This window comes from Serratia aquatilis (assembly GCF_044865145.1).
GTDB lineage: Bacteria > Pseudomonadota > Gammaproteobacteria > Enterobacterales > Enterobacteriaceae > Chania > Chania aquatilis.
On sequence record NZ_CP173186.1, the window covers coordinates 3667116 to 3682969 of the forward strand.

Genomic DNA, 15854 nt, shown 5'->3' on the forward strand with positions numbered 1-15854 from the left:
CTGGCCGAACAATAGCTAAAGGAATACCTATGCGTCTGATTATCGCACTTCCATTACTGGTAGGTTTCATGCTTAGCACCGATCTGATAGCCGCAGAAACCACGGCAAAAGCCCCCTCTACAGCGCAAGCCGCACAGCAGAAGCGCATGACCGATTGTAATCAACAGGCCACTAACCAATCGTTAAAAGGGGCTGACCGTACTACCTTTATGAGCACTTGCCTGAAGGCCGAAGGCCACAAAACGGAGAAAGCTCTGACCCCACAGCAGCAGAAAATGAAAAACTGTAACGCTGATGCTGCCAAAAAGAGCCTGAAGGGTGAAGAACGCAAAACCTTTATGAGTGACTGCCTGAAAAAATCCGTTTGATTCCATTCTCCTCGGCGCGATTGAATTAATATCATTCGCGCCTTTGTTCTTATTGCTCTGTCAGCTTGAGCGATTAAGCTATTCCCTCACACCGCACTTACTTTGCAGCCATAAATTGACTATGGTTATACACGACACCCAATGACTGCAGGGAATAACGCTGCTCCTGGCCTACTCTTAGTCGGGTACACTCACGAGTATATCGATTGCCGAGCTACCGGCTGCGGTAATATAATGATTTTCGTTATCATTGAACTATCGGATTATTAAGGAGTTAAGCTATGGCTGTAACTAAGCTTGTTCTGGTGCGCCACGGCGAAAGCCAGTGGAACAACGAAAACCGCTTCACCGGTTGGTATGATGTTGATCTGTCTGACAAAGGCCGTACCGAAGCGAAAGCAGCGGGCAAACTTTTGAAAGATGAAGGTTTCTCTTTTGATTTTGCTTATACCTCGGTACTCAAGCGTGCTATCCACACTTTGTGGAACATTCTGGACGAACTGGACCAAGCCTGGCTGCCGACAGAAAAATCCTGGAAGTTGAACGAACGCCATTACGGTGCTCTGCAAGGTCTGAACAAAGCGGAAACCGCTGAAAAATATGGTGACGAGCAGGTTAAGCAGTGGCGTCGTGGTTTTGCCGTCACGCCACCGGAGCTGACCAAAGAAGATGAACGGTACCCAGGCCACGATCCGCGCTACTCAGCATTGAGCGAAAAAGAACTGCCGCTAACGGAGAGCTTGGCATTAACCATTGATCGCGTGATCCCATACTGGGATGAAGAAATTCTGCCACGCATTAAAAGCGGTGAACGAGTGATCGTCGCAGCTCACGGTAACTCCCTGCGTGCGCTGGTTAAGTACCTGGATAATTTAAGCGAAGATGAAATCCTTGAGCTGAATATCCCGACCGGCGTGCCATTGGTGTATGAGTTCGACGAGAACTTCAAGCCTATCAAGCGCTACTATCTGGGCAATGCCGACGAGATTGCGGCAAAAGCGGCCGCAGTAGCCAATCAGGGCAAAGCGAAGTAATCCCGTTACTAAAACGATAAAAGCCCCCTATCTTCTGAATGGGGGCTTTTAAATGAGCAAGATTCAAGCTAACGAATATTTTAGGAGGCTGGCACTTAACTACGGCGTGCCTTCACCGCCGCCGCAAGCTCACGCAACACGGTTTCCGTATCTTCCCAACCAATGCAGGCATCAGTAACGCTTTTACCGTAAACCAGCGGCTCACCACTTTCCAGATTCTGATTGCCTTCTACCAGATGGCTTTCGATCATTACACCGATAATCGCCTTCTCACCCGCGCGGATTTGCTGACAAACGTCTGTATTGACATCCATCTGTTTTTTGAACTGCTTGCTGCTGTTGGCATGGCTGAAATCAATCATTACCTGAGCAGGCAAACCGGCTTTTGCCAGGCCATGTTTCACTTCTTTCACGTGTGCAGCACTGTAGTTCGGCTCTTTACCACCGCGCAAAATAATATGGCAATCACCGTTTCCGCTGGTGTTTACAATTGCGGAATGCCCCCACTTAGTCACCGACAGGAAGCAGTGCGGCGCACTGGCTGCATTGATGGCATCAATCGCAACCTTGATAGTGCCATCAGTACCATTCTTAAAGCCCACAGGGCAAGAGAGGCCCGAAGCCAGTTCACGGTGTACCTGGGATTCAGTGGTTCGTGCTCCGATCGCTCCCCAGCTCATTAAATCGGCCAGATATTGCGGAGTGATCATATCGAGGAACTCACCGGCAGCTGGCAAACCGCTATCGTTAATGTCTATCAGCAGTTTACGAGCAAGGCGCAAGCCGTCATTAATCTGGAAACTATTATCCATGTGGGGATCGTTGATCAGACCTTTCCAGCCAACGGTGGTTCGCGGTTTTTCAAAGTAGACACGCATTACCACTTCCAGCTCACCACTTAACTCCTGGCGTAACTTTAATAGGCGTGCGGCATACTCTTTTGCTGCTTTGGTATCGTGAATAGAGCAAGGCCCAACCACAACCAATAGGCGATCATCCTTGCCATTAAGGATTTTATGAATAGCATTACGCGCCTTTGACACCGTCTCTGCCGTCTGTTCCGTGGCCGGAAACTTCTCCAACAGGGCCACAGGAGGCAGGAGTTCCTTGATTTCTTTAATACGTAAATCGTCGTTTTGGTAATTCATAACTTTTCCATTCGGTGTTCGGTAGGTGTAATTTGCAGCGGTTTAATCCTACCAATCTAGCCTGTGGGGCTGGCGCTGTAAATCATCTTTAGTTTAACCAATGGAGGTGGTATGGATTTCAACTCTGATTTACTGCTGCTACCGGTAGATATTCGGTGGTGTTCCATCACTTTAGCTGCGGAAGCCTCAACATCAACACAGTTCTGCGCGCACTTTACATCTTCCGGATCGGATGACGTAAGCTGCATTCATCCTGTAGGGGGCTATGAGGCTTAGCTGCTGTGCGCGTACTTCTTTGTACGACTATGTTGATTTGCCGCCGTAGTGGGCCGTTACTGGCTGCTGAAGGGCTATCAGAGATTATCAGCAACCAGCAACTGTACTTCCTATTGCACCGAAGATAACGGCTGGGAGTCATTCCGTGCAGCGCTGCGTACCCACAACCAAGAGCCATTAAGCGCAATCAAAGTCAAGATGACGTATTCCAGCGCCATCGCGTAAACACCCTGATAGGTAAAGATAACCACGCTGATGACGTCAATAACCACCCACAACAGCCAGTTCTCAACGTATTTACGTGTCATCAGGATCATCGCGACAATAGACAGGACCATCATCGTTGAATCCCAGAGCGGGAAAGCATCAGGTTGCAACTCTGGCATCTGTACGTTAAGACCCAGAGCCTGCATCACGGCTACGGCTAACTGCGTCAGATAAGCAAATACGCGGTCGATGTTAAACGTCATCAACGCAATACCAACCACACATAGCGTCCCCCATATCAGTGCTTTAGAGCGCGACAACCAACGAATTTTCAGTTCTGCCTGGTTATCCTGCGTCTGTCGGCTCCAAGCATACCAACCGTATATGTTGGCAACAAAGAAAAATAGCTGCAGTAACAGGCTGGCATAAAGTTGGATCTGGAAGAATATCACGGCAAATAACGTGACATTAATCAATCCAAATAGATAGTTGATGATCTTTTCTTTACTGGCATACCAGATGCACAGTAATCCAAACAGCGTCCCGATGGCCTCAATCCACGATAGATCGTATCCCCCTGCTCCTATCGGAATATGAACCAATATATTGCCGGTACTGAAAAAACTCATCTTGCTTTCCTTAACTTTAGGTTCCGATGGACTAAAACATTAACTTCAGGCTAGGCTGTCATGCGAAACAGTGATCTCCCTGTCCCAGTGGCACGAATCGTTCCGCCTGTAGCGGCTATTTAGGCATTTCCTCTCACCTGCTGCTTCAACTGTGCAGCAAATTCCAACATGCGATTGAGTGGAACAAGAGCCTTTTCACGCAATGCGTTTTCAACAATAATCTCATGCTGAACTCCGCCCTGCTCTAGTCCCTCGGCAATTGCTTTCAGGCCATTCATCGCCATCCAAGGACAACGGGCGCAGCTACGACATGTTGCTCCCTCCCCCGCCGTTGGGGCTTCAAACAACTCTTTGTCCAGGCAGGCCTGTTGCATCTTGTAAAAAATGCCTCGGTCTGTAGCAACAATCAGTTGCTTGTTAAGCAGCGTAACTGCCGCTTGGATCAGTTGGCTGGTAGAACCGACAGCATCAGCCAAATCAACAATGGCCTGCGGCGACTCAGGATGCACCAGTATGGCAGCTCCGGGGTACAAAGCCTTCATACGCATTAACGCTTGAGTTTTAAACTCGTCATGGACGATACACGCCCCCTGCCAACACAATATGTCCGCCCCGGTTTGCTTTTGTACATATCGTCCAAGGTGCCTATCGGGTGCCCAGATGATTTTTTCACCCAAACTATCGAGATGCTCAATCAACTCAACAGCGATGCTGGAAGTCACCACCCAATCAGCACGCGCTTTAACCGCAGCTGAAGTATTAGCATAAACCACCACGGTGCGATCAGGATGACTGTCGCAAAAAGCACTAAACTCAGCTTCAGGACAACCGAGATCCAGTGAACACTCAGCCTTCAGCGTCGGCATCAGGATTCGCTTTTCAGGGCTGAGTATTTTTGCTGTTTCGCCCATAAAGCGCACACCAGCGACCAACAGAGTCGACGCGGGGTGCTGGCTACCAAAGCGCGCCATCTCAAGCGAATCAGCTACGCAGCCGCCGGTTTCCTCCGCCAACGCCTGAATCTCTGGATCGGTGTAATAGTGTGCCACCATGACGGCATCACGCTGCTTGAGTAACGTTTTAATCTTTTGCCGGTAAAACGACTTTTCTGTTTCGTCTAATGGCACCGGTTTCGGCGGGAACGGATATATCAACGCATTGGCATCAAACATTTCACTCATCGCTGTCATCTCTGTGCTAGGCTGTTTGCCTGTTACTCAGGTACATCATTTCACGCCCTTTGCAAACACCTTCGTTTTATATAATAAACAAAATACCTAAAATTAAGTGAAAAGTCGCTGCAATTCGTCTAAAGGCTATAAATTTGTTTAATTTGCTAAAATAAAAGGAAGTATGGTCAACGTTGAGTGCATTCTTTTTGGGTGAGTCTCAAGAAAAGTACTGAAGAAGCGGTGTTTTGATGGGTTAAAGAAGAAAATGCTAGTTTTGGTTTTACTTGCTAAGCGCTCGGCTCGAACCTTTACGGTTCTCATCCTTCACGATTTTTATTCTGCGTTAATTCTTTGAGAATGGTGGGTCGTGCAGGATTGATTCGGCCTCCGGCCTCACCCTTCGGGCAACGCTGTGCGTTGTCGTCTCGCTGCGCTCGGCTCGAACCTTTACGGTTCTCATCCTTCACGATTTTTATTCTGCGTTAATTCTTTGAGAATGGTGGGTCGTGCAGGATTCGAACCTGCGACCAATTGATTAAAAGTCAACTGCTCTACCGACTGAGCTAACGACCCACTGATGTGGACTACTGCTTAATGGCAAGTACAGTATTGGAAACTGTATTGTAAAGATTATCATGCATAAATATTGGATTAGTCGAGCTGTTTACCTACACTCGGCTCGAACCTTTTACGGTTCTCATCCTTCACGATTTAGTCTGTACCAATCCTTTAAAATTGGTGGGTCGTGCAGGATTGATTCGGCCTCCGGCCTCACCCTCCGGGCAACGCTGCGCGTTGTCGTCTCGCTGCGCTCGGCTCGAACCTTTTACGGTTCTCATCCTTCACGATTTAGTCTGTACCAATTCTTTAAAATTGGTGGGTCGTGCAGGATTCGAACCTGCGACCAATTGATTAAAAGTCAACTGCTCTACCGACTGAGCTAACGACCCGATGATGTGACTTACTTCTTAACTGCAAATACAGAACTGAAAACTGTATTGCAAAGATCATTATGCTCAGTTCATCGCGTAATCGTTCTATTTCACTGCGCTCGGCTCGAACCTCTTACGGTTCTCATCCTTCACGATTTAGTCTGTACCAATTCTTTAAAATTGGTGGGTCGTGCAGGATTGATTCGGCCTTCGGCCTCACCCTCCGGGCAACGCTGCGCGTTGTCGTCTCGCTGCGCTCGGCTCGAACCTCTTACGGTTCTCATCCTTCACGATTTAGTCTGTACCAATTCTTTAAAATTGGTGGGTCGTGCAGGATTCGAACCTGCGACCAATTGATTAAAAGTCAACTGCTCTACCGACTGAGCTAACGACCCGCAGAAGTGGTGGGTGATGACGGGCTCGAACCGCCGACCCCCTCCGTGTAAAGGAGATGCTCTACCAACTGAGCTAATCACCCACTGTCGTGATTACTACTTTGAAATTGGTGGGTCGTGCAGGATTGACTCGCCTTCGGCATCGCCCTTCGGGCAACGCTGCGCGTTGTCGTCTCGCTGCGCTCGGCTCGAACCTTTACGGTTCTCATCCTTTACGATTCCACTTTGCACCAATTCTTTGAAATTGGTGGGTCGTGCAGGATTCGAACCTGCGACCAATTGATTAAAAGTCAACTGCTCTACCGACTGAGCTAACGACCCAATTTCTTTGCTGCTTTAACGTCTTGTAAGATGTCTTGGCAACGGCGGCATATATTACTAATTTCTCTCGGTAGCGCAACCTAAATTTTGGCAATACCGATTCAACTGCTTGTTCTTCACGCGAATGAGCCCAGAATTCGGCCAAATCGACTAACTTCTGGGCTCACTATATATTTACAGACTGGCTTGGCGTTTCTTTGCCTGTTTGGCCGCATCACTGGTCGGATAGAGTTTTACTACCTGCTGGTAAACGGCTTTGGCTTTATCTACCTGGCCTTTTTCCTGCATGATCACCCCGACTTTATACATTGCGTCCGGTGCCTTAGGCGACTTTGGATGATTCTTTACCACCACTGCATAATAGTATGCCGCATCTTCCTTTTTACCTTTGTTGTAGAACAACTGCCCAAGCCAGTAGTTGGCATTAGGCTGGTAAGTGGATTTTGGATACTGCTTTATGAAAGATTGGAAAGCAGAAATCGCCTGGTCATACTGTTTTTTTTCCAGCGCTAACGAAACAGCCGCATTATAGTCGCTGTTTTCATCCCCAACACTTGCTGGGGCGGCTGTAGCAACTGCCGTGCCTTGAGCTGAAGCAGCGGCAGAATCACCTACTGCTGCACCTGCTGCCACACCCGCAGAATTCTGTGCGCCACCCTGGCTAATACTATCCATCTGTTGATAGATTTGTTTCTGGCGCTCAACAACCTGATTCAACTGATACTGGCTTTCCTGGATCTGTCCACGGAGAGTATCGATATCGCGTTGGTTGTCAGAGAGTTGTTGCTGGAGTTGGTTTAAAAGTTGCCCTTGAGCATTACTGATACGCTCAAGAGATGTGACACGGTCTTCGACCGAGCCAGAGCCGACATTACTGATTGGCGCTTGGGCAGTAGCGGCCCATGGGACCGCTACGCCAACCAATAACGACAGACTCAACAGGTGATGTCTGAAGTTACTGTTCATGCGATTCTCTTAGTAAACCAGAACGGCACGACGGTTTTTAGCATAAGCCGCTTCGTCGTGGCCCAGTACTGCTGGTTTTTCTTTACCGTAAGAAACGATAGAGATCTGGTCAGCGGAAACGCCTTTACCTTGCAGGTACATTTTAACTGCGTTTGCACGACGCTCGCCCAAAGCAATGTTGTATTCTGGCGTGCCGCGCTCATCCGCGTGACCTTCAACAGTCACTTTGTAGGATGGGTTGTTACGCAGGAATGCAGCGTGAGCATCCAGCATCTGAGAGAACTCAGAGCTGATGTCATATTTGTCAAAACCAAAGTAAACAATGTTGCTCTTCTGCAGTTCTTGCATCTGCAGGCGAGCTTGTTCTTCAGAAGACAGGTTGCTGCTGCCATTTTCTGTACCAGTGCCAGCGCCCATACCAGATTGGTCGTTATTTGCGCTTTTGTTAGAACTACAAGCTGCTACAGCCAGAACTGGCAGTGCCAGCAGAAGCCCTTTCAGCACTTTGTTCAGTTGCATTTCTTTGATCCTTTTATAGTTTGCTATACATATTTACACATGCATCACAGATACGGCGACCAGGCAGGAAATTTGACCTGTCCATTAGTTGCCGGAAGACGCGCTTTGAAACGCCCATCAGTCGATACCAACTGTAACACAGAGCCCATACCTTGCGTGGAGCTATAGATCACCATTGTGCCGTTTGGTGCGATACTAGGCGTTTCGTCCAGGAACGAGTCCGTTAATACTTGAACGGCTCCCGACCCAAGATCTTGTTTGGCGATGTGTTGGTTACCATTGTTGGAACTCACCATCACCAGGAATTTACCATCAAAACTCACATCAGAGTTCTGATTTTGGGCTCCTTCCCAAGTCAGGCGTTGTGGCGCACCACCGCCAGCACCAACCTTATAAATCTGCGGACGGCCCCCTTGGTCAGAGGTATATGCCAGAGACTGGCTGTCCGGGAACCAGGTTGGTTCCGTATTGTTACTGCGACCATCGGTAATTTGCGTAATCTGACCAGAACCCAGATTCATCACATACAGGTTAAGGCTACCGCTCTTCGATAGCGCGAAAGCCAGACGGCTTCCGTCTGGAGAGAAGGCTGGCGCCCCGTTGTGGCGCGGGAATGAGGCAACCTGACGGACAGCACCATCAGCCAACGTCTGGATCACCAGTGCAGAACGACCGCTCTCGAAGGTGACATAAGCCAGCTTGCTTCCATCCGGTGACCAGGCTGGTGACATCAACGGCTCTGGTGAACGATGTACAACGAACTCGTTATAACCGTCGTAATCCGACACACGCAGCTCATACGGGAATTTGCCACCATTGGTCTGCACTACATAGGCAATACGAGTTCGGAATGCACCCTTGATACCCGTCAGCTTTTCAAACACCTCATCGCTGGCGGTGTGACCAGCATAACGCAACCACTGCTTAGTCACTTTAAACTGATTCTGTGCCAGAACAGTGCCCGGAGAACCTGAAGTATCGACCAATTGGTAGGAAACCAGGTAGCTACCGTCAGCACCAGGTTGTACCTGACCAACAACGACAGCATCAATACCCAATGCAGTCCATGCAGCCGGCGTCACTTCAGACGCGCTGGCAGGCTGCTGCGGCATGCGTGCGACATCAATTGGATTGAATTTACCACTGTTGCGCAAATCTGCACCGACGATCTGACCAACTTCTTCAGGAGGGGTACCTGGACCCGCCCATTTAAACGGTACCACACCAATAGGGCGAGCTGAGTCGACCCCTTGGGTGATTTCAATGCGAACTTCCGCGTGCAACACGGCTGCCCACAGTACTAAAAAACCTAGTACTACTCGAAATGCCTGCTTCATCTCATCTCCCTTATCCAGGCAGGATGCCTACGATAAATTAGCAGAATTTTAACAAATCAACGCCAACAAAACTACCTGCTCCCTGTTGGTGCATCGTGTAAACTTTAACCACAACAACGGATAAATATCATTTAGGGTTAAAATCAATAGGTGCATTCTTAAATGCCTCATAAACTTCATTACTTGGCGGTTTAGGTATTTTCGCTTGCCGAGCCGCTGCTAGAGCCGCTTGGCATAGTGCTGGATCTCCACCTTCAACTTTCGCATCGATCAATAAACCGTCGGGTGCAAGTTTGATTCTCAATGTACATGTGCGCCCCTTGTACGAAGTCCAATCGTAGAATTTATTCTTCACGGCATTCTGTATCTGGCTACCATAACTATCCAGATCCGCGCCACTTGCCCCTGCAGATTTGGCATTGCCTTGCCCAGCCGGTTTGCCATCGCCTTTGGCTTTAGCCCCCCCGCCTTTTGGCGCGTTTTTGCCATCAGCCAAACCACCAAACAAGTCATCAACTTCAGCAGACTGTTTGGCCGCTTCAGCAGCTGCCTTTTTCTTGTCTTCAGCAGCTTTCTTGGCCGCAGCAGCCTTCTCTGCAGCTGCAGCTTTCTTCTCTGCTTCAGCAGCTGCTTTCTTCTCGGCTTCTGCAGCAGCCTTCTTCTCGGCATCAGCAGCAGCTTTCTTCTCGGCTGCTTCAGCCGCTTTTTTAGCTTCTTCCGCCTGTTTCTTGGCAGCGGCCGCAGCGGCTGCTTCTTTCTTGGCTTCTGCTTCAGCTTTTTTCTGCGCGTCTGCTTGCGCTTTGGCTATCTTGTCAGCCTCGGCTTTAGCTTTCGCAGCCGCCTGTTCGGCAGCTTTTTGCTGTTCTAGGGCCTTCGCTGCTGCTGCCTCTGCAGCCTTCTGCTGCTCAACGGCCTGTTGTTGTTGCTCAGCAGCTTTTTTCTGCTGTTCAGCCTGCGCTTTAGCACTCTGAGCAGCCTTCTCCTGAGCAGCTAAACGCTCTTGTTCAAGTTCTTTCAGGCGCTGCTGCTCTGCAGCCTGTTTTTGCCGTAGCTCTTCAGCCTGCTGTTCCGCCTTTTTCTGACGTTGTTTCTCTGCACGTTTTGCATCACTGCTCTGTTGCTGTTGGCGATTAAACTGCTCCACCACAGCGCCAGGATCGACCATCACTGCGCCAACGACGGAGCCATCACCGCCACCGCCTGCACTCATTTCAGTGTTTTCATGCAGCGATCCCCAAATCAACAGGGCAATTAATATGATGTGCAGAACCACCGAAACAATAACGGCGCGGTTCAGCTTATCGTTTTGCTCAGTTGCCTTTACCAAAATAGAGTCCCAAAAACTGGTGCTTAAACGGGCTCCTGCTCAAAAAGAGCAGAAACCGGGTTACCACTCACCTTACGGTCAAATGGGCTGAGTCATCAACCCTACGGAAGCTACGCCCGCCTGATGAAGAATATTCAAGGCTTTGATAATTTCATCGTACGGTACTTCTTTTGCTCCACCGATCAAAAAGACCGTCTTTGGATTAGCAGCCAGACGCGACCGGGCTTCAGCCGCAACCTGCTCAGGTGGCAACAGTTCCATACGGTTATGATCGACCACCAAGGTGTATTGACCAACACCGGAGACTTCCAGAATTACCGGAGGATTGTCATCGCTAGACACCGCTTTTGAATCGGTGGCATCCGGCAAATCAACTTCCACGCTTTGGGTAATAATTGGTGCTGTTGCCATAAAAATCAGCAGCAACACCAACAATACATCCAGCAAGGGAACAATATTGATTTCCGACTTCAGCTCTCGACGGTTACGACCACGAACTTTCGCCATGCTACCTCCTACTTATTTGCTGTCGCTGGAGAAGGCCTGGCGATGCAGAATAGCGGTGAACTCTTCCATAAAGTTGTCGTAATTCTGCTCAAGCTTGTTAACACGCTGGTTAAGACGGTTATAAGCCATAACCGCAGGGATCGCGGCAAACAGACCGATCGCGGTTGCAATCAAGGCTTCGGCAATACCTGGAGCCACCATCTGCAAGGTCGCCTGTTTGACAGCACCCAGTGCGATAAATGCGTGCATAATCCCCCATACTGTTCCAAACAGACCAATATACGGGCTGATGGAACCCACAGTACCGAGGAAAGGAATATGGGTTTCCAGTGTTTCGAGTTCACGATTCATGGAGATGCGCATCGCTCGCGAAGCCCCTTCGATCACAGATTCAGGTGCATGGCTATTGGCACGATGCAAGCGAGCAAACTCTTTGAAACCGGAGTGGAAAATCTGCTCAGAACCCGTCAGGCTATCGCGACGCGCCTGGCTTTCCTGATACAGGCGTGAAAGTTCGATACCCGACCAAAATTTGTCTTCAAAAGCTTCTGCGTCGCGCGTTGCTGCATTCAGGATGCGAGTGCGCTGGATGATGATCGCCCAGGACGCCACTGAAAAGCATATCAAAATCAACATGATAAGCTTAACAAGCAGGCTCGCCTTCAAGAATAAATCTAGGATGTTCATTTCAGTCACTGCTTAAACTCCGCGACAATAGACTTAGGAAGCGCTATCGGCTTCATTTGGTGTGGATCAATGCATGCAATCAATACATCGGCCTGACTCAAAAGAGTACCGTCAGAATTAACAATGCGTTGAGCAAACGTAAGAGATGCCCCGCGTATTGAGGTGATTTGGGTCTGCACTTCCAATAGATCGTCGAGACGAGCCGGAAGCAGATAATCCACCGTTATACGCCGGACGGCGAAAGCGATATGTTCACTGAGCAGCTGCTGTTGATGAAAGTCATGTTGACGCAGCATCTCTGTGCGCGCTCTTTCATAAAAGGCGACGTAGCGGGCATGGTAAACCACACCTCCGGCGTCGGTGTCTTCATAGTAGACACGAACCGGCCATCGAAACAACGTATTACTCACGATACTTCCAAGCCAATGCAATTTAACGCTGCTACTATACGCAAGACGGATTGGGTTGGGAATGGGTAACCAGATGGTAATGAAAATAATTATGGGCCAGAACGGCCCATAGAATAGCACTTAAAGCAGATTACAAAGAAACGTAAAGTAATCCTGCTGCCAAGATCACAATGGCAGGTAAAGGCGCAAAAAACGCACGCCAGAACGTGCTGTGCGGACGAAACCCAACGCCGTGAACCAACCCAGCACACACTGCCCAGATAAGGAAGATGCCTTGCCATATCTCCAATGAACTGGTGCGCGCCGCAAAGCGGGTAGGATCCCAGAAAACGAATCCTGCCAAAATCAATGCCATCACCAGTGAAAGGGCCCGAACAGGGCCCTTATCAGTGAGAGCGTACAGCTTATCAGCGAGCGAAGAACTCATCACTTACCATCTTGCTGCGCTTTTGAATCTTCACTGTGCTCAAGCGCCAGCGCCGTGATAATACCAAATGCGCAGGCAAGAAGCGTTCCGAGGATCCAGGCAAAATACCACATGGTTTAGCTCCTTTTGCTTAGTACAGTGAATGCTTATTTTTGTCGATGAAGTTCTTATCCAAACGCCCAAACATTTTGTAGTACGACCAGATGGTGTACGCCAGAACGATAGGCACAAAGATAATCGCTACAATGGTCATCACTTTCAGCGTCAGTAAGCTGGAAGTCGCATCCCACATTGTCAAGCTAACGTTAGGCACGGTGCTTGAAGGCATTACAAACGGGAACATGGTTACCCCTGCCGTCAAAATCACACATGCAATAGTCAGCGACGAAGTCAAGAATGCCAGAGCCCCTTTCTCCAGACGGGAGAACAGGATGGTGAACAATGGCAAAATAACACCCAACGCCGGCAACGCCCACAGGATCGGATACTTGTTGTAGTTGATCAGCCAAGCACCAGCCTGATGCGCCACTTCTTTACGCAGCGGGTTAGATTCCGCCGCAGTATCCAGCACTGAAGTCACCACAAAACCGTCGATCCCCTTCACCAGCCAGATCCCTGCCAACAGGAAACATACTGCCATTACCAAAGCAGAAATCTGTGCGGCAGCACGCGCGCGCAGGTGGATCTCGGCAGTGGTTCTCATCTGCAGATAGGTTGCACCCTGAGCCAATAGCATGGTCAGGCTGACAATACCGGCCACCAGTGCAAACGGGTTGAGCAGTTGGAAGAAATTACCGGTATAGAACAGGCGTAGGTATTCATCGATGTGGAATGGTACACCTTGCAGCAAGTTGCCGAATGCCACACCAAATACCAGTGCTGGCACGAAGCTACCTACAAAGATGCCCCAGTCCCACATGTTACGCCAGCGGCTATTTTCCAACTTGGAACGGTAATCAAAACCGACCGGGCGGAAGAACAAGGCCGCCAGTACCAGGATCATCGCAACGTAGAAACCAGAAAACGCAGCAGCATAGACCATCGGCCAAGCGGCAAAAAGTGCACCGCCCGCAGTGATCAGCCACACCTGGTTACCGTCCCAGTGCGGAGCGATAGAGTTGATCATAATCCGGCGTTCGGTATCGGTTTTACCGATAATGCGCACCAGAATGCCGACACCCATATCGAAACCATCGGTCACAGCAAAACCGATCAGCAAAACGCCAACCAGGACCCACCAGATAAATCGTAGTACTTCATATTCAAACATATCGTGGACTCCTGTTAGCGCGCTTCCTGCACAGAGGCAGTCGGTTGTTCAAAGTGATAGCGGCCAGTTTTCAGACTGCTTGGCCCCATACGCCCAAATTTGAACATCAGGTACAATTCAGCCACCAGGAACAGAGTGTACAAGCCGCAAATCAGCCCCATCGAGAACAAAACGTGCCCAACAGTGAGTGACGAGGTTGCGACTGCGGTCGGCAGAACTTCACCAATCGCCCACGGCTGACGGCCATATTCCGCCACGAACCAGCCAGCTTCTACTGCGATCCAAGGTAATGGAATACCATACAGCGCGGCGCGAAGTAACCATTTCTTCTCACCGATACGGTTACGCATTACGCTCAAGAACGACATGCCAATGATGAACAGCATCAGCACACCACACGCCACCATGATACGGAAAGCAAAATACAGTGGGGCAACACGCGGAATCGAATCTTTGGTTGCTTGCTGGATTTGTTCTTCCGTCGCATTTGGGACATTATCTGTGTAACGCTTCAGCAACATCCCATAGCCAAGGTCCTGCTTGACATCATTGAACGCCGAGCGAACTGCCGGGTCAGTATTACCACCGCGCAACTCTTCAAGAAGCTCATAAGCCTTCATGCCGCTACGGATACGTACCTGATGTTGCGCCATCAAATCACGCAGACCAATAACAGGAGTATCGAGGGAGCGGGTTGCAATCAAGCCGAGTGCCCATGGGATCTGAATGGTAAAGGAGTTCTCCATCTTCTCCTGATTCGGGATACCGAACAGTGTGAAGGCAGCTGGAGCTGGCTGAGTTTCCCATTCAGCTTCAATAGCAGCAAGCTTGGTTCTCTGCACGTCGCCCATTTCGTATCCGGATTCATCACCCAGTACAATAACGGAAAGTATCGCAGCCATACCGAAACTGGCAGCAATAGCGAACGAACGTTTAGCAAAGGCAATGTCACGCCCTTTAAGCAAATAGTAAGAACTGACACCTAAGATGAACATCGCACCGGTGGTATAACCTGAAGCTACGGTGTGAACAAACTTCACCTGAGCTACCGGGTTAAGAACCAGTTGAGAGAAGCTCATCATCTCCATGCGCATGGTTTCAACGTTGAAGTCAGATGCGATCGGGTTTTGCATCCAGCCGTTGGCAACCAGGATCCACAAGGCAGAAAGGTTTGAACCGAGAGCCACAAGCCAAGTCACTGTCATGTGCTGAATCTTGCTCAGGCGATCCCAGCCGAAGAAGAACAGACCAACCAGCGTTGATTCGAGGAAGAACGCCATCAAACCTTCGATGGCTAATGGAGCCCCGAAGATATCACCGACGTAATGAGAGAAATATGACCAGTTAGTCCCGAATTGGAACTCCATAGTCAACCCGGTGGCCACACCCAGAGCAAAGTTAATTGCAAATAACTTGCCCCAGAATCTGGTCATATCTTTATAAATCTGTTTGCCTGACAACACATATACCGTTTCCATTATTGCCAGCAAAAACGCCATACCCAGCGTTAATGGGACAAATAGGAAGTGGTACATCGCCGTTAAAGCAAACTGTAAGCGCGACAGTTCGACAATATCAAACATCTTGACTCCTTGCTCCTCGCAGGAAGACTCCGACTTGCGGTTATCGGTATATGCCCGTCATACTTCAATTTGCATGTGATGACCGCTTTCACTCACCCCCTCCACATAGTTTTCTATGCTTTGGGAAGCTCATGGACCTGTCGCCGTTCTGCAACTCAAATTATCCTGGGTAAAAGTGACCGGTAACGCCCCGCAGTGAATGCCCTTAAACACAACAAATTTCCAGCCTCTCAGCTTTCAACTACACATTCTTAGCCTAGCCTTAGAGACTGGGCGCAAACGCACTAATGAAAACCGACAGCAGGTAACAAATGCAACAAGATAAACCATCCCTAATTA

The 15854-nt window shown here is 49.3% G+C and carries 16 protein-coding genes, 5 tRNA genes and 4 other RNA genes; 2 read left to right on the plus strand and 23 right to left on the minus strand.

Going from position 1 to position 15854, the window contains the following annotated elements:
- Positions 1-29 precede the first annotated feature (29 nt).
- Together SAQUA_RS16595 and gpmA are read left to right on the plus strand one after the other, a co-directional pair.
- Positions 30-368, plus strand: a complete 339-nt coding sequence (locus tag SAQUA_RS16595; protein WP_380680889.1) for a PsiF family protein — start codon at positions 30-32, stop codon at positions 366-368.
- Between the two features lie 281 nt (positions 369-649).
- Positions 650-1402 (plus strand): 2,3-diphosphoglycerate-dependent phosphoglycerate mutase, encoded by a 753-nt coding sequence (gpmA, locus tag SAQUA_RS16600; protein WP_021180326.1) that lies wholly within the window; start codon positions 650-652, stop codon positions 1400-1402.
- A 95-nt stretch (positions 1403-1497) separates the two neighbouring features.
- Here gpmA and aroG read toward each other — a convergent pair whose 3' ends face one another.
- The 23 genes from aroG to cydA all read right to left on the minus strand — a co-directional run bounded on the left by aroG (position 1498) and on the right by cydA (position 15515).
- Complete coding sequence (aroG, locus tag SAQUA_RS16605) at positions 1498-2550, minus strand: 3-deoxy-7-phosphoheptulonate synthase AroG (protein WP_380680894.1); 1053 nt, start codon at positions 2548-2550, stop codon at positions 1498-1500.
- A gap of 386 nt (positions 2551-2936) precedes the next feature.
- Positions 2937-3662, minus strand: coding sequence for a nicotinamide riboside transporter PnuC (gene pnuC / locus SAQUA_RS16610; protein ID WP_380680897.1), 726 nt, complete (start codon positions 3660-3662; stop codon positions 2937-2939).
- A 119-nt stretch (positions 3663-3781) separates the two neighbouring features.
- On the minus strand, positions 3782-4843 hold the full coding sequence (gene nadA / locus SAQUA_RS16615; RefSeq protein ID WP_380680900.1) for a quinolinate synthase NadA: 1062 nt from the start codon (positions 4841-4843) through the stop codon (positions 3782-3784).
- A 349-nt stretch (positions 4844-5192) separates the two neighbouring features.
- A non-coding RNA gene (locus tag SAQUA_RS16620) (RtT sRNA) lies at positions 5193-5315 on the minus strand.
- A gap of 16 nt (positions 5316-5331) precedes the next feature.
- Positions 5332-5407, minus strand: a tRNA-Lys gene (locus SAQUA_RS16625).
- Positions 5408-5570: 163 nt separating this feature from the next.
- Positions 5571-5694: non-coding RNA, RtT sRNA (locus SAQUA_RS16630), on the minus strand.
- Between the two features lie 14 nt (positions 5695-5708).
- Positions 5709-5784 (minus strand) — tRNA-Lys (locus SAQUA_RS16635).
- Between the two features lie 163 nt (positions 5785-5947).
- Positions 5948-6071, minus strand: a non-coding RNA gene (locus tag SAQUA_RS16640) — RtT sRNA.
- A 14-nt stretch (positions 6072-6085) separates the two neighbouring features.
- Positions 6086-6161: transfer RNA gene (locus tag SAQUA_RS16645), tRNA-Lys, on the minus strand.
- A gap of 7 nt (positions 6162-6168) precedes the next feature.
- Positions 6169-6244 (minus strand) — tRNA-Val (locus SAQUA_RS16650).
- A gap of 25 nt (positions 6245-6269) precedes the next feature.
- Positions 6270-6391, minus strand: a non-coding RNA gene (locus SAQUA_RS16655) — RtT sRNA.
- 15 nt (positions 6392-6406) lie between these two features.
- Positions 6407-6482 (minus strand) — tRNA-Lys (locus tag SAQUA_RS16660).
- A 174-nt stretch (positions 6483-6656) separates the two neighbouring features.
- The gene (gene cpoB / locus SAQUA_RS16665; RefSeq protein WP_380680903.1) at positions 6657-7448 is read right to left on the minus strand and encodes a cell division protein CpoB; all 792 of its coding nucleotides are present in this window, start codon (positions 7446-7448) and stop codon (positions 6657-6659) included.
- A gap of 9 nt (positions 7449-7457) precedes the next feature.
- Complete coding sequence (pal, locus tag SAQUA_RS16670; protein WP_380680906.1) at positions 7458-7967, minus strand: peptidoglycan-associated lipoprotein Pal; 510 nt, start codon at positions 7965-7967, stop codon at positions 7458-7460.
- Positions 7968-8011: 44 nt separating this feature from the next.
- Complete coding sequence (tolB, locus tag SAQUA_RS16675; protein ID WP_380680909.1) at positions 8012-9304, minus strand: Tol-Pal system beta propeller repeat protein TolB; 1293 nt, start codon at positions 9302-9304, stop codon at positions 8012-8014.
- Positions 9305-9431: 127 nt separating this feature from the next.
- The gene (gene tolA / locus SAQUA_RS16680) at positions 9432-10631 is read right to left on the minus strand and encodes a cell envelope integrity protein TolA (RefSeq protein ID WP_380680912.1); all 1200 of its coding nucleotides are present in this window, start codon (positions 10629-10631) and stop codon (positions 9432-9434) included.
- A 78-nt stretch (positions 10632-10709) separates the two neighbouring features.
- Complete coding sequence (gene tolR / locus SAQUA_RS16685; protein WP_380680915.1) at positions 10710-11138, minus strand: colicin uptake protein TolR; 429 nt, start codon at positions 11136-11138, stop codon at positions 10710-10712.
- 12 nt (positions 11139-11150) lie between these two features.
- A complete protein-coding gene (gene tolQ / locus SAQUA_RS16690; RefSeq protein ID WP_380680918.1) occupies positions 11151-11834 on the minus strand; it encodes a Tol-Pal system protein TolQ in 684 nt (227 codons plus the stop codon).
- Positions 11831-12235 carry a tol-pal system-associated acyl-CoA thioesterase gene (gene ybgC / locus SAQUA_RS16695; RefSeq protein ID WP_380680921.1) on the minus strand — a complete coding sequence of 135 codons (405 nt, stop codon included), beginning with the start codon at positions 12233-12235 and terminating at the stop codon, positions 11831-11833. Before ybgC ends, tolQ begins: the two co-directional genes overlap by 4 nt.
- Positions 12236-12365: 130 nt before the next feature.
- Positions 12366-12662, minus strand: a complete 297-nt coding sequence (gene ybgE / locus SAQUA_RS16700; RefSeq protein ID WP_380680924.1) for a cyd operon protein YbgE — start codon at positions 12660-12662, stop codon at positions 12366-12368.
- Positions 12662-12775: a cytochrome bd-I oxidase subunit CydX gene (gene cydX / locus SAQUA_RS16705; protein WP_021805265.1), complete on the minus strand. Its 114-nt coding sequence runs from the start codon at positions 12773-12775 to the stop codon at positions 12662-12664. Before cydX ends, ybgE begins: the two co-directional genes overlap by 1 nt.
- Before the next feature lie 17 nt (positions 12776-12792).
- The gene (gene cydB / locus SAQUA_RS16710; protein ID WP_380680929.1) at positions 12793-13932 is read right to left on the minus strand and encodes a cytochrome d ubiquinol oxidase subunit II; all 1140 of its coding nucleotides are present in this window, start codon (positions 13930-13932) and stop codon (positions 12793-12795) included.
- Between the two features lie 14 nt (positions 13933-13946).
- Positions 13947-15515 (minus strand): cytochrome ubiquinol oxidase subunit I, encoded by a 1569-nt coding sequence (gene cydA / locus SAQUA_RS16715; RefSeq protein ID WP_380680932.1) that lies wholly within the window; start codon positions 15513-15515, stop codon positions 13947-13949.
- Between the last annotated feature and the right edge of the window lie 339 nt (positions 15516-15854).

Excerpts from the sequence above, each read along its gene's own strand:
- SAQUA_RS16595 (WP_380680889.1), top strand. The coding sequence starts at position 30 with ATGCGTCTGATTATCGCACTTCCATTACTGGTAGGTTTCATGCTTAGC.
- gpmA (WP_021180326.1), top strand. The coding sequence starts at position 650 with ATGGCTGTAACTAAGCTTGTTCTGGTGCGCCACGGCGAAAGCCAGTGG.
- aroG (WP_380680894.1), bottom strand. The coding sequence starts at position 2,550 with ATGAATTACCAAAACGACGATTTACGTATTAAAGAAATCAAGGAACTC.
- pnuC (WP_380680897.1), bottom strand. The coding sequence starts at position 3,662 with ATGAGTTTTTTCAGTACCGGCAATATATTGGTTCATATTCCGATAGGA.
- nadA (WP_380680900.1), bottom strand. The coding sequence starts at position 4,843 with ATGAGTGAAATGTTTGATGCCAATGCGTTGATATATCCGTTCCCGCCG.
- cpoB (WP_380680903.1), bottom strand. The coding sequence starts at position 7,448 with ATGAACAGTAACTTCAGACATCACCTGTTGAGTCTGTCGTTATTGGTT.
- pal (WP_380680906.1), bottom strand. The coding sequence starts at position 7,967 with ATGCAACTGAACAAAGTGCTGAAAGGGCTTCTGCTGGCACTGCCAGTT.
- tolB (WP_380680909.1), bottom strand. The coding sequence starts at position 9,304 with ATGAAGCAGGCATTTCGAGTAGTACTAGGTTTTTTAGTACTGTGGGCA.
- tolR (WP_380680915.1), bottom strand. The coding sequence starts at position 11,138 with ATGGCGAAAGTTCGTGGTCGTAACCGTCGAGAGCTGAAGTCGGAAATC.
- ybgE (WP_380680924.1), bottom strand. The coding sequence starts at position 12,662 with ATGAGTTCTTCGCTCGCTGATAAGCTGTACGCTCTCACTGATAAGGGC.
- cydX (WP_021805265.1), bottom strand. The coding sequence starts at position 12,775 with ATGTGGTATTTTGCCTGGATCCTCGGAACGCTTCTTGCCTGCGCATTT.
- cydB (WP_380680929.1), bottom strand. The coding sequence starts at position 13,932 with ATGTTTGAATATGAAGTACTACGATTTATCTGGTGGGTCCTGGTTGGC.
- cydA (WP_380680932.1), bottom strand. The coding sequence starts at position 15,515 with ATGTTTGATATTGTCGAACTGTCGCGCTTACAGTTTGCTTTAACGGCG.